The sequence below is a fragment of the Jejubacter calystegiae genome, assembly GCF_005671395.1.
Classification (GTDB): Bacteria; Pseudomonadota; Gammaproteobacteria; order Enterobacterales; family Enterobacteriaceae; genus Jejubacter; species Jejubacter calystegiae.
Map to the genome: position 1 here is coordinate 4,426,977 of NZ_CP040428.1, position 12,445 is coordinate 4,439,421.

Annotated in this window: 15 protein-coding genes and 1 pseudogene; 8 read left to right on the top strand and 8 right to left on the bottom strand. The window is 54.2% G+C overall.

Annotation, left to right across the window (positions count from 1 at the left end):
- The first annotated feature begins 6 nt into the window (after positions 1 to 6).
- The 4 genes from FEM41_RS20700 (at position 7) to FEM41_RS20715 (ending at position 2,954) form a co-directional block, all read left to right on the top strand.
- On the top strand, positions 7 to 675 hold the full coding sequence (locus FEM41_RS20700; protein ID WP_138098057.1) for a hypothetical protein: 669 nt from the start codon (positions 7 to 9) through the stop codon (positions 673 to 675).
- 30 nt (positions 676 to 705) lie between these two features.
- Positions 706 to 1,116, top strand: coding sequence for a DMT family transporter (locus FEM41_RS20705; RefSeq protein ID WP_138098058.1), 411 nt, complete (start codon positions 706 to 708; stop codon positions 1,114 to 1,116).
- Positions 1,117 to 1,133: 17 nt separating this feature from the next.
- Positions 1,134 to 1,463 (top strand): DMT family transporter, encoded by a 330-nt coding sequence (locus tag FEM41_RS20710; RefSeq protein WP_138098059.1) that lies wholly within the window; start codon positions 1,134 to 1,136, stop codon positions 1,461 to 1,463.
- Between the two features lie 147 nt (positions 1,464 to 1,610).
- The gene (locus tag FEM41_RS20715; protein ID WP_138098060.1) at positions 1,611 to 2,954 is read left to right on the top strand and encodes an anaerobic C4-dicarboxylate transporter; all 1,344 of its coding nucleotides are present in this window, start codon (positions 1,611 to 1,613) and stop codon (positions 2,952 to 2,954) included.
- Between the two features lie 4 nt (positions 2,955 to 2,958).
- On the opposite strand, the gene FEM41_RS20720 is transcribed toward FEM41_RS20715, so the two are convergent.
- The 3 genes from FEM41_RS20720 to azuC form a co-directional block, all read right to left on the bottom strand.
- The gene (locus tag FEM41_RS20720) at positions 2,959 to 3,213 is read right to left on the bottom strand and encodes a DUF2766 family protein (protein WP_138098061.1); all 255 of its coding nucleotides are present in this window, start codon (positions 3,211 to 3,213) and stop codon (positions 2,959 to 2,961) included.
- Positions 3,214 to 3,274: 61 nt separating this feature from the next.
- Positions 3,275 to 4,132, bottom strand: a complete 858-nt coding sequence (locus FEM41_RS20725) for a D-amino-acid transaminase (protein WP_138098062.1) — start codon at positions 4,130 to 4,132, stop codon at positions 3,275 to 3,277.
- A 149-nt stretch (positions 4,133 to 4,281) separates the two neighbouring features.
- Complete coding sequence (azuC, locus tag FEM41_RS20730; protein WP_014229869.1) at positions 4,282 to 4,365, bottom strand: stress response protein AzuC; 84 nt, start codon at positions 4,363 to 4,365, stop codon at positions 4,282 to 4,284.
- 205 nt (positions 4,366 to 4,570) lie between these two features.
- On the opposite strand from azuC, the gene FEM41_RS20735 reads away from it, so the two are divergent.
- Positions 4,571 to 5,995: an MFS transporter gene (locus FEM41_RS20735; protein ID WP_196240468.1), complete on the top strand. Its 1,425-nt coding sequence runs from the start codon at positions 4,571 to 4,573 to the stop codon at positions 5,993 to 5,995.
- A gap of 43 nt (positions 5,996 to 6,038) precedes the next feature.
- Here FEM41_RS20735 and FEM41_RS20740 read toward each other — a convergent pair whose 3' ends face one another.
- The gene (locus tag FEM41_RS20740; protein WP_138098063.1) at positions 6,039 to 6,677 is read right to left on the bottom strand and encodes an RpiB/LacA/LacB family sugar-phosphate isomerase; all 639 of its coding nucleotides are present in this window, start codon (positions 6,675 to 6,677) and stop codon (positions 6,039 to 6,041) included.
- A 230-nt stretch (positions 6,678 to 6,907) separates the two neighbouring features.
- Positions 6,908 to 7,147 carry a YecH family metal-binding protein gene (locus FEM41_RS20745; RefSeq protein ID WP_138098064.1) on the bottom strand — a complete coding sequence of 80 codons (240 nt, stop codon included), beginning with the start codon at positions 7,145 to 7,147 and terminating at the stop codon, positions 6,908 to 6,910.
- Positions 7,148 to 7,354: 207 nt separating this feature from the next.
- On the opposite strand from FEM41_RS20745, the gene tyrP reads away from it, so the two are divergent.
- The 3 genes from tyrP (at position 7,355) to FEM41_RS20765 (ending at position 10,838) form a co-directional block, all read left to right on the top strand.
- Positions 7,355 to 8,566 carry a tyrosine transporter TyrP gene (gene tyrP / locus FEM41_RS20750; protein ID WP_138098065.1) on the top strand — a complete coding sequence of 404 codons (1,212 nt, stop codon included), beginning with the start codon at positions 7,355 to 7,357 and terminating at the stop codon, positions 8,564 to 8,566.
- A 505-nt stretch (positions 8,567 to 9,071) separates the two neighbouring features.
- The gene (locus FEM41_RS20760) at positions 9,072 to 10,217 is read left to right on the top strand and encodes a porin (RefSeq protein ID WP_138098067.1); all 1,146 of its coding nucleotides are present in this window, start codon (positions 9,072 to 9,074) and stop codon (positions 10,215 to 10,217) included.
- Positions 10,218 to 10,607: 390 nt separating this feature from the next.
- Positions 10,608 to 10,838 (top strand): hypothetical protein, encoded by a 231-nt coding sequence (locus FEM41_RS20765; protein ID WP_138098068.1) that lies wholly within the window; start codon positions 10,608 to 10,610, stop codon positions 10,836 to 10,838.
- Positions 10,839 to 11,149: 311 nt separating this feature from the next.
- Here the strand turns inward: FEM41_RS20765 and FEM41_RS25090 are convergent, their stop codons facing one another.
- From FEM41_RS25090 to FEM41_RS20780, 3 genes and pseudogenes are all read right to left on the bottom strand, one after another.
- Positions 11,150 to 11,359 (bottom strand): hypothetical protein, encoded by a 210-nt coding sequence (locus tag FEM41_RS25090; RefSeq protein ID WP_138098069.1) that lies wholly within the window; start codon positions 11,357 to 11,359, stop codon positions 11,150 to 11,152.
- A 187-nt stretch (positions 11,360 to 11,546) separates the two neighbouring features.
- A complete protein-coding gene (locus tag FEM41_RS20775) occupies positions 11,547 to 11,798 on the bottom strand; it encodes a hypothetical protein (RefSeq protein WP_138098070.1) in 252 nt (83 codons plus the stop codon).
- A 430-nt stretch (positions 11,799 to 12,228) separates the two neighbouring features.
- Positions 12,229 to 12,390, bottom strand: a pseudogene (locus FEM41_RS20780) (integrase core domain-containing protein); the annotation flags it as partial.
- Positions 12,391 to 12,445: the final 55 nt, after the last annotated feature.

Sequence of the window (12,445 nt, forward strand, 5' to 3'; positions counted from 1 at the left end):
GACGCCATGACCGACGAACAGATGGAGCATCTGGTAACGCGAATTATCCAACGGCTACAGCCGCCGGTATTGGTGATGGTCACCGCCGCCGCTGGCTATCGGCAGACCATCCGTCAGCGTCTGTCGGTCTGCGGGCAGACGCTGCATTTCATCCTGGATGATGACATAACAGACAGCGCTGAATGGCAGAGTCTGGGGAAAGTTCTGCCAGCCGGTCTGTGGCGGGAAACGCTGCCGCCGGAACCGTATCGGGCGCTACTGCTGCCCTTTCTTGACTATCCACTGGCGGCGGCGTTGATCAACGGTACGCTGAGCAGCCCGATCGCCCGGCGTCTGCACGAAACCCTGCTCAACGGTACCCCCGTACTGGCGCTGCGTTACCACTGCGATCCCGACAGCGAATTAAATCAACTACGTGGCGCGGCGGCCGATTCCGCCTATGCCGGACACATGCGGGCAACGCTCGCCCGACTGGCCGAATGCGGCGTTACGCTGTGCTCCATGAACGAACTACTGGAACAACTGATATCGCGCCAGGAAGCCCCTGCCGGGGCCAGCGGCCCGCGCCGGTATCTCACGGTCACTGACATTGTGAATAATCCGACGCTCGCCACCATTCCCGGCTCGCTGCTGACCGATGCCGCCAGCGATTTTGTAAAAAACAGAAAGATATAACCTTACCTTAACTATACCCGGAGCTTAAATATGTCATCTAAAACAAAATGTTGGTTGTGGATGCTGCTGGTCATCCTTTCGGAAACCTCAGCAACATCGACGCTTAAAATGTTCGGCAGCAGCGAAGGTGTCACTCGTATGTTACTGCTTGGGCTGCTGATTATTCTTTACTGCACCTGTTACTACTCACTGTCCCGGGCTGTAAAGGATATCCCCGTCGGTCTGGCCTATGCGACCTGGTCCGGTACCGGTATCCTGGTGGTTTCAACGCTCGGCATGGCGTTCTATGGACAGCATCCGGACACCGCCGCCATCATCGGTATGGCCATTATCGCCAGTGGCATCGTCATTATGAACCTGTTTTCAAAAATGGGCAGTGAAGATGAAGAAGCGACGCCCGCTGCGCCGCCGATCTCTGCGAACAAGAAAATCGCCAACTAACAGGGAAGGAATACGCTATGTTTAATCTCGGATTTTTATGGCTGGCGCTGTCGATTGGCTCGGAAATTACGGGCACCTCCATGATCAAAAAGACCAACGGCTTTAGCAAACTGGCCCCTTCTGTGCTAGTAGTTTGCGCCTATGCCCTGTGCTATTTCGCGCTCACCCGCGCGATGAATACCATTCCGGTTGGCGTCGCCTATTCGCTCTGGTGCGGCTTCGGCATCGTCGGCGTCACTCTGTGTTCAATGATTCTTTATAAGCAAAAACCCGATCTGGCGGCAATCATCGCTATGGCATTGATCATCAGCGGCGGCGTGATCATGAACGTGTTCTCCACCATGTAAGGACGCCCGTAAAATAAGGCGTGTGCCAGTTCCACGCCTTTGTCCTGACTATCTCAGCGTATAACCCGAAGCATCTCTCAAACAATAACCACTTTTTTTGTAATGATGAGTTCAGCTATTTCTGACTAATCATACAAGGATATGTTTATGCTGGTTGCGGAATTTATCGTCATTATACTCTGTTTGCTGGTCGGCACCCGCTATGGCGGGATGGGGCTGGGGCTGATTAGCGGTATCGGCCTGTTTATTCTCTGTTTTGTCTTCGGGTTACAGCCGGGAAAACCGCCGGTAGATGTGATGCTCACCATTCTGGCGGTGATCGGCTGCGCCGCCACGCTGCAAAGCGCAGGCGGGCTGAATGTGATGATGCAGTTTGCCGAACGCCTGCTACGTCGCCATCCCCAACACATTACCCTGCTGGCGCCGCTGACCACCTGGACCCTCACCTTTCTGTGCGGCACCGGCCACGTGGTCTACACCATGTTCCCGATTATCTCTGACATCGCGCTGCGGCGCGGCATCCGCCCGGAGCGACCGATGGCGGTGGCTTCCGTCGCTTCGCAGATGGCGATTACCGCGTCGCCGGTATCGGTGGCGGTGGTGTCGCTGGTTTCGATTCTGGCGGCCGCTCACGGCATTGGCGAACATCTGGGCATTCTGCAAATCCTGGCAGTCTCGGTGCCCGCTTCGCTGTGCGGCGTGCTGGTAGCCGCCCTGTGGAGCCTGCGACGCGGTAAAGATCTCAACGACGATCCGGCATTTCAGGAACGCATTAAGGATCCGATTCAGCGTGAGTATATCTATGGCGGCAGCGAAACCCTGATGGACCAGCGTTTTCCGCCAGCGGCATACCGGGCCACCGCGCTGTTTTTCATCGCAATTCTGGTGGTGGTGATGTTGGGCGCCCTGCCGCAGCTACGCCCCGCATTTGAGGTCAAAGGCGCCCTGCGTCCGCTGTCGATGAACCTGACCATCCAGATGATGATGCTGATAGCCGGCGCCGCCATCCTGATTCTGTGCAAAGTCCGCCCGGGTACCATTGCCGAAGGCGCGGTATTTAAGGCCGGGATGGTGGCGATCTTCTCGGTGTTCGGCGTGGCATGGATGAGCGATACCTTTTTTCAGGCCCATCTGGAAACGCTGAAAATGGCGCTGGAAGGGGTAGTGCGCGATCATCCATGGAGCTATGCGCTGGTGCTGTTTCTGGTGTCGAAACTGGTGAACAGCCAGGCGGCGGCGCTGACGGCCGTAGCGCCGATGGGGCTGATGCTGGGGGTGGAACCGAAGATGCTGCTGGCCTTTTTTCCGGCGGCCTACGGCTACTTTATTCTGCCCACTTACCCGAGCGATCTGGCCTGTATTGGCTTCGATCGCTCAGGTACTACCCGCATCGGTCGGTTTATCCTCAACCACAGCTTTATTATGCCGGGGCTGATTGGCGTGAGCAGCGCCTGCCTGACCAGCTGGCTGCTGGTACAGACCTTCTGGTAACGCCTTAGTGGGTCTCTTCTTTTTCGCCTTTGAATCGAAGTTCGATCAGGGCGATAGCTTTCTGGATAGCGCGGCGGGTCACCGGATCGGATGCCGCTGCGTTATCGGAAAAGTCGATGGATTTAAGCTGACCGGCCATCTTATCGCGTACTTCCACCGGGGCGATAACGTCAATGACATCAAGGATCTGCTTAATAACCAACTGGCAGGCAACCACGTCAGAGACCAGTTCCTCTTCGCGGCTCAGGGATTGGGACATACTTCACTCCTTCATTCACGGAAGCGACAGTCTACCTGTCCCGGGCCCTGAAGGGTACCGTTCAGGCCATTTGTTCACGCAGCGCCGCAATATAGCGCTCGCGCAGCCGTCGGGTGAAGGGCCCCGGGGCGCCATCGCCGATAGCGACGCCGTCGATGGCCACCACCGGCCACACCAGGCTGGTGGCCGAACTGATAAAGACCTCGCTGGCCTCCCGCGCTTCCGTCGGGGTAAAGGGCCTTTCTACATGTTCGATGCCCAACTCCTGCGCCAGTTTCAGCAGCGTTCCCCGGGTAATGCCGTGCAGAATGTCGTTGCCCAGCGGCCGGGTGACCAGCCGGTTATCGGGCGTGACGATAAACACATTGCTGGAAGCCCCTTCGGTAATAAACCCCTGCTCCACCAGCAGTGCGTCATCCGCCCCCTGGCGCCGCGCCTCCTGTTTCGCCATGCAGGCCGCCAGCAGCCCTACGCTTTTAATATCGCGCCGTCCCCAACGGATATCCGGACAGGTGATCGCCCGAATGCCCTGTATCCCCTGAGGGACATTGACGATCTCCCGGGCCTGAGTGAACAGCACCAGCGTCGGCTCAGTCCCTTCCGGGCAGAGAAAAGTGCGATCGCCGCTGTCGCCGCGGGTGAGCTGAAGATAGATTGCCCCTTCATCGAGCTGATTACGTTGAATCAATTCCTGATGCAGCGCCCGCAGCGCCTCGCCATCCCAGGGGCAGGCAAGGGACAGCGACGCGCAGGAGCGGCGCAGGCGGGCCATATGGCCATCGAAATCCACCAGTTTCCCGTCGATCACCGCCGTCACTTCATAAATGGCATCGGCAAACAGAAAACCGCGATCGAAAACCGACACCTTTGCTTCCTGTTCCGGCAGCCAGCTGCCGTTAATCCAGACCGTACGAGACATAACTCCTCCATGCGGATGTGAAAAGCGGAGCATCGCTCCGCTGGCCCTGGTTCCAGCATAGCCTGGTCGTCAGACGCCGCCAAAAGCAAAACGCCCGCGACCACTGAAGGTCACGGGCGTCGGGGAGATTAACCCAGGCTGGCGTATTATCAGAACATCGCGCCAGGCGGTACGTCTTTAAAGGTTTTGCAGTAGTTCTCAAACATGCTTTTCAGGATTTTGCGCAGTTTCATCGTTATAGCTCCTGGTTTTATGTGTGCAGATGATGCTCGCGATGGGTCTATAATATGACCACCGTCACAAAAATCAATAGTTTTGTGACGCAAATCACATAAAAAACTCCGGTTTTTAACGCCCGTTCCCCGCAACCCCTTGCAAAATCTGGCCTGGGCTGGTTAGCTGACCTTAAATTTTTAAAACACGGTTTTAATCAATCCCATGCCTGTGTCTGATAATTCCGCTTCCGGCAAACGCGGTCTTTCCCCTGCGGCTCTGCTGGTGGCGGGCGCTTTCTTTATGGAGTTCCTTGACGGCACCGTGATCGCCACGGCCCTGCCGGATATGGCGCGCAGTTTCGGCGTCAGCCCCGTCGATCTCAATATTGGAATCAGCGCCTACCTGCTGACGCTGGCGGTACTGATTCCGGCCAGCGGCTGGATTGCCGATCGCTATGGCGCCCGTCCGGTGTTCACTCTGGCGTTAGGGATTTTCACGCTGGCATCGGTGCTGTGCGGTCTGGCGACCAGTATGGAGCTGTTCGTCGCCATGCGGGTGCTCCAGGGGGCCGGCGGCGCACTGATGGTGCCGGTGGGACGTCTGGCGATACTGCGCACCACGCCCAAACCCCAGTTGATTGCCGCTATCGCCACCCTCACCTGGCCTGCGCTGGTAGCGCCAATTATCGGCCCGCCGCTGGGAGGATTTATTACCAGCTACGCCAGCTGGCGTTGGATCTTCTTTATTAATCTGCCCCTGGGGCTGGCAGCAATGTGGCTCGCCTGGCGTCTGATTCCGGATATCCGCGATGAGGCCCGTCGACCTTTCGATCTACCCGGTTTCGCCGCTACCGCTATCGCCATGGTAGCCCTGGTCAGCGGTATGGAGATGCTGGGCGCCGAACAGCGTAATGGCCCCCTCAGCCTGGTGATGCTGGGGCTGGGCGCTGGGGCGCTGGGGCTTGCCCTGCTCCGCTTTCGCCGCACCCTGTACCCGATGATTCGGCTTGATGCCATGGCGGTGCCGACGTTTAGCGTAACGATGTACGGCGGATCGCTGTTTCGCTGCACCATCAGCGCCGTGCCCTTTCTGCTGCCGCTGCTGTTTCAGGTCGGCTTCGGGATGGATCCCTTCCACGCAGGGCTGCTGGTGCTGGCGGTGTTTGCCGGTAATCTGGCAATGAAGCCCGGTACTACCTGGCTTATCCGCCGCTGGGGCTTTAAAAAACTGCTGATTGGCAACGGGCTGCTTAATGTGCTGGCACTACTGGCCTGTGCCCTGCTGACGCCGGACACCGCGCTGTGGCTAACGCTGGTGATTCTGTTTCTGGGCGGGATGTTTCGTTCGATGCAGTTTACCGGCATCAGCACCCTGGCATTTGCCGATGTGCCGCCGAATGCCATGAGTTATGCCAATACGCTGTTCAGTACCGCCACTCAACTGGCCGCCGGTCTGGGAGTCACACTGGGCGCTATCGGTATCCGACTTGGGGAGCAGTTGGCGCCGCTAACGGGACTGAGCGCGTCACCGGGCATCAGCTTTCGCTACGCCTTTGTCTTTCTGGCTCTGCTGACGCTGATTGGCCTGGTCGATCTGTTTCGTCTGGCGCCGGATGCCGGCAGTAGTGTTTCGCAGAAAGGGAAGTAATACGGAAAGGCGATGGCGCGGGCATAAGCCCGCGCACTGGCAATTAGCCGAGGATCTCACGCACGAAGGCTTCGATCTCTTTGTTCTGGCCGTTTTCGAAGAAGCATTTCTGGAAACGCTCGCCGGAAACGGCGGTCTTCACCAGTTCTGGATCGATGGCGCGCAGAGTATCGAGATAGTTCTCTTTCACCACCGCGGCTTTCACCTGATTCAAAATGCCTGCGTTACGCACCTGCGGCTCTTTACGCTCCGGCGGATAACCTTCGCCGTTGCGGCCGGTAAAGGCTTTTTCGAAGATGAAGCGCACGTTCAACTCGGCGCCCCAGCCGAAGCCCTTGGCGAACGGCAGCGAAAGCGCATTACCATTGTTGATCTGGGCGAACAGAAAAGCGTCCGCCGGATCGATACAGTAACCGCAGACCACGCCCGGGTGGATATTCAGGGACATCAGCGCCCCCTGCCCGGTGCCGCAGCCGGTCACCACGAAGTCCACCGCCTTAGAGTTGAGCAGAATACTGGCCATAATGCCCAGATGGATGTAGGTCAGGTGGTGATCCTGCTCGTCGCACATACCGACGTTATAGACCGGGTAAGATTTCTCACCGGCAACGGCCTGTAATTCGTTGAGGATAATGGCATTCTTAGCTGCCTGACTGTTTTCCATCATCAACGCGATTTTCATTCTTTAGTCTCCTGAACGGCATGGTCATGAATGGCTTACGGGTTTTTATCCACCATACCTTCACATAAATACACTTTCAAATAAAATGAAAAAACGTTTTAAAAAGTAGAATTCAACTCACAAATTTACCCGGGATCGAGCGAAGGCGCAGGACGCAATGGGGACAGGGTATCGTTGGGCTAACCATCGTGAAATGTCACAACGGAACCGGCGCCGCAGCGCCGGGGAATTTAGTGGCGGCAGATCTTATCCTGATGGGTGGTAAATCCTTCTCCAGTCGGAATGAACTTGCCGCGCTGTTCCAGCAGCGCTACCAGTTCGGGAGCTGACATGCCGCTGCACGAACAGGTATGAAAACAGGCGGACTCGCCAAAGCGCGCCACAATGGCCGCCGCCAGGCTTTCCCGGGTATAGCGCTCGCCGGACTCCAGCATCATATTAAGCACTTCATGGCCATGAATGGATGACATCGTTGTTCCTCGCTTCTGTCAAATGGCGGCATGATAGCGGGTAGCCTGAGCGATGGCTTTGCGCTGCAACAGGTTTTCCCCTGACCGTACCACAGCCTGTCGTAAAGATATCAATACACATATTGTAACCACAGTTTGACGATAATCGGCAATTCCCGTAATCTGCGCAGCACTCTGTGGTATCTGCGATAATTTCTGGAACAAAAAGTGAAAAATAAGACTGTCGGCAGTATTTTCATCGTAGCCGGCACCACGATTGGCGCCGGAATGCTGGCAATGCCTCTTGCCGCTTCCGGTGTAGGGTTCGGGGTCACCGCACTCCTGCTATTCGCGCTCTGGGCGCTGATGAGTTATACCGCGCTACTGCTGGTGGAAGTGTGGCAACACGAATCACCGGACGAAGGGCTGGCAACCCTGGCCCACCGCTATCTGGGGCGCCCCGGCCAGTGGCTGGCAGGATGCAGTATGCTGTTTCTGATGTACGCTCTGACCGCCGCCTATATCAGCGGCGCCGGTGAGCTGCTGGCCGACAGCCTGAATCAGTGGCTGTCACTGAGTCTTTCCCCAACCGTTGGCGTACTGCTGTTTACCCTGGTGGCGGGTGGTATTGTCTGTACCGGTACCCACGCGGTGGACTTTTTCACCCGCTGGCTGTTCAGTGCCAAACTGCTACTGCTGGTGGTGATGCTGGCGTTGATGATGCCCCATATTCATCGGGTAAATCTGCTGACCCTGCCGCTGGAACAGGGGCTGGCGCTGTCGGCGATTCCGGTTATTTTTACCTCTTTCGGTTTTCACGGTAGCGTGCCCAGTATCGTACGCTATATGGGTGGCGATACTCGCCGCCTGCGCTGGATCTTTATTATCGGCAGCGCCATTCCGCTGGTCGCCTATCTGTTCTGGCAACTGGCCACGCTGGGCGCCATCAGCGGTACCACCTTTACCCGTATTGCCGCCAGCCACGCCGGACTGAACGGCCTGCTGCAGGCAGTACGCGAAGTGGTAAGTTCGCCCCATGTTGAACTCACGCTGCATCTGTTTGCCGATCTGGCGCTGGCTACTTCATTCCTGGGCGTGGCGCTGGGGTTGTTCGACTATCTGGCCGATCTGTTTCAGCGGCGCCGCAATGTCGTGGGACGATTGCAGACCGGCGTAATGACCTTTGCGCCGCCGCTGGCTTTTGCCCTGTTCTACCCACGCGGCTTCGTGATGGCGCTGGGTTATGCCGGTATCGCCCTGTCGGCGCTGGCACTGTTGCTACCCACACTGCTGGTGTGGCAAAGCCGACGCCGCCACCCTGAAAGCGGCTGGCAGGCCCCCGGCGGCACGCCGCTGCTGGGGCTGGTGTTTCTGTGCGGCATCGCCATTATCCTGATTCAGCTGGCGATTGCCGCAGGCGCACTTCCCTCTCCGGGCTAATAGTTTCAGCGCAATAAAAAAGCAGCTCAGGCTGCTTTCAGGTTGATGACAAAGAGGGAAAAAACGGGGTTTTTCCCTCTTTGTGTTTATCAGCCGAAAATCAACGAATTGATTTTCTTTGTTTGTTTTTCTGGTGATTCTGGCCAAACGCGTTCGGCCTGGGGTCAGTCATCAGTCTCAAAGCAGCTCAGGCTACTTTTTGTTTTACGCCTCATATTTATCCTTACCATTTGCAATAAATAATCATTAATAAAACCCCACAGTGACATTATGGTTAGTGAATGAGTTTTATGTGGATATTAACAATTTGTGCACTTTAGCGCTTCACTGATTATCCCTAAAGGGATTTTGTGCATAATAGTCTACAGTGGCTGAAAATTGCCTGTGAATATTTATTAGCGACATTTAATTATTTATTACCAACAAAATTGACGATGGTTTGTCAATTATGGTAAACATTGCTCGTTATTTATCGTTCTTTTAAAAAATAGTCGCGGAGTTTATTTTGTCTTTCACCAGAAAATTAACCTGTCCACTGCTGGCTGGTGGTGCAGTTTTATGCCTGTTGTGCCAAACGGCCAACGCCGAAGTTACCGTGCTGGAAAAAAATACCTTCAGCAATGCGTTACTGGCTCCCCTGAGTCTGCAGGTAGGGGGAAGTATCCGCCCCGAATTTATCTGGAATAACGGCAATGAACCCGGCTACTACAAAAACGGCCACGATGGCGGCACCCGTTTCCGCTTTACCGCCGACTATGCCCTGAGCGACCGTACCTCTATTGTCGGTTACTACGAATGGGGTGTGGATATCGCCCACGTGCTGGGCTGGGACAGTCACTACGACCATGAAGGCGACCGCGACTACCAGCGTCAGCTGTATGCCGGTATTAAGGACTATGTTTACGGAACCCTGACCTTCGGCCACCAGTATGGCGTCTATTACGATACCATCGGAGTTAAGAGCGACGTCTGGGATAACGACGGCCACGCCAGCGCCAACTGGATCGGCATCGACGGCGACTACGACGGCGGCGAACGCCCGAAAAATACCGTTAAATACACCAACACCTTTGGCGATCTTACGCTCTACGCTGACTATCTGCTGCCTCAGGATGAGACCGACGCCGGTGAGAACCTGCGCTATCGCCGTAATCACGGCGGCGGTATCGGCTTCGACTATCAACTGCAGAAAGATCTGGTCTTCAGCGCCGCCTGGAACCAGACCCGGGCCACCATTAAAGGGCCGGACAACGATAAGCGTACCTATAACCAGCAGTATTCCGGCACCGCGCTGACCTGGCAGCCGGGTAACTGGTATATGGTGGGCACCGCCACTTATTACAATAACTATGTGCCTTCGAAGAAACAGCAGAGCACCCGCCGCTACTTTGCCGGCGACGGTTACGGTCTGGAAAGCTTTGTCGGCTACACTTTCCCCATCGACAAGCCGTTCCTGGAGTCCATTCAGCCTTACGTCGCCGCCGACACGCTGCGCCTGAAGGGGGACGAAAATTACCACGCTAACCACGTCTATCTGGGGATGTACACTACCATTGGCCACGGTTTCTCGTTCTGGCTGGAACGAACGCTTGCGTCCAGTAGCGACAATGAGCAGGACACCACCTGGCTGTCCATCTACTACGACTTCTGATATCAGACGGGCGCGCCTTTGGGGGCGCCCTTTTTCCTGGCTGGCAAATGATAAAATTGATGTTCATCAATTCCGCATCATTTCCTTTAACAAGGGTATTTGATTTCGGCAACCATTTACCAGACGTCAGGCTTATTTAATTAATCCGTCCCTCTGACCTTCCTTCCCTAAAACAACCAAAACTAAGCTTCTTCTGATAACCACATTACAAATATCTACGAAAATACGTAAATCAATAAAACAATTGTTGACAAAGAAACGCGCTATCTATAATTTTTAGACTAAGAATTTTCCTATCAAACCGCTCGATGGGAAATGAGTCTTTAAGGAAGGAGCGGTTTCAGAAGGGCTACAAGGTTGTTGGCCCCTAAATAGAAAGGAAGCGTATCGATGATTCGTACTCATCTCGTTAAACCTGCCCTGTTTCTGCTGCTGGTTTTGGGCTTTATCTGCCTGCTAATTAATGAAGTTCATACCTGGCACTGTTGGCATGACCGCTTCTATACCCGGGACAGCATTCAACAGCCGCTGATTTTCGACATCGCCAGCGACACGCCACTCCCCGCACGTGCCAGGACACAGCATCTGGCGAATGTGGCTCCGCATCGGGCGGTGTGGTGATCCTTCGGCCTGGTGCAGTTTCTGCCCGATCCCTGCGACGTACCGAACGGCTTAATACAGGCTACAGACGGGGGAAACAGCGTCCGGGTTGCAAGCCGGATTATCTCCTGAGGCTGGTTTTCGGTAAAGTCACCGTAAGTATCCAAATCCCGGATGAAGGAAGCGCACACCGGGGCCGGGGCATACAGAAAACCGCTACCGTAAAGGACATGCCCGGGAGCGGCAACGTGATAAAATGACCAAATCGGTCAGAACGTCGGGGCAACCAGGCCGGCAGTATACTCATTCACCTTACGAGCCATTTCTGCCGCTTATTTTCCCTGCCAGCCAGAGACACCCGGCGCCGTCAATGACAGCACTCCGGTCTGTATCTCCAGTCGATCCATAAAATCGATAGCGCTCTGTTCAGACCATTGTGGATACTTCCAGCCAGAGGAATCGCCACCATGTTGCGACAGCCCCTCCACCCAAAAAGGAGAAACCACGTGCTGATGTACATCGATACGTTCGCATCCTGACATAACTTCTCTCCGATAAAATAAATCGCTAAAGAATCCGCAGCATAGCTCAGAAAATAGAATATTTTTAATAGACTGGCGTTACTCGCCAGATAGTTCGTTTGCGGACTGACGCGTCAGGTTGAAGCGGGGATGACTGCAATAGCTGATTGCTGTTAGCCGCCCATCAGGCGGCTAATTTTCTGGCGTGTTAATAGTGATATTTTTTTTCCAGCGCGCTAATAAGGCCACTGACATTCAAACCTGCGCTGCTGAGTTTGTTTAACTGCGCTTCTGTATTAGCGCCAATAGATGACCCCATGCTGATGCCTAATGCGGTTGCTTTTTCCGCATTGCCAGGAAACATGGAGCAAAAGCTATTTATATAGTAGTCAGTAATCATGTCCTGGATAGCCCCTCCACCGCTGACGGCACAGGTTTCAGATAAATCAAGCGTTCTCATACTTCCCTCTGCATTCTATAATGGCAAGAGCACATCATCTGTCATTTATTTTTCATTATCAAGTTATTCCTGACAGTTATCGTTTTAAATTATTACATTAATATTTTTAATTAGCATAATTTCAGGAGTTAACATGAATAATATAACCCCGAAGACAGATGACATCGAAAAATCGCCCATCGCTTTACGATCGAGAAGCATTTTTTAAATATCTTCTTCAGCCAACGGGTATATCATGTTAGTGACCCGTTCGCCGTCCCTTCCCTCAACAATAGCATATTTTGATTACCACTCCCTTCCATAATATGTTTAAGTGAATTTTTACCTTGAAACAAAGGAGAAAATCATGACATTATGTGAAAAACTAATCGGTGTCTGGCAATTATTTCCTTATGTTGAGGTGACCTGCCCCAAATATTCGATACAATCATCAGTTAGTAATATCTGTTTTGTTACTGCCTAATTTCTCATTTCGCCACCGTGCAGCAAACTCCGATGGCGTCTGATAATTCAGTGCTGAATGTGGACCACACTCATTATAATCCTACCGCCAGTTGTTAATGATTTTCCTGACATGAGCGATATCGCTGAACTGTAGTGGCATAGTTAATTTGGCCATCTGAACAGAGGTGATATCATCGCCTCAT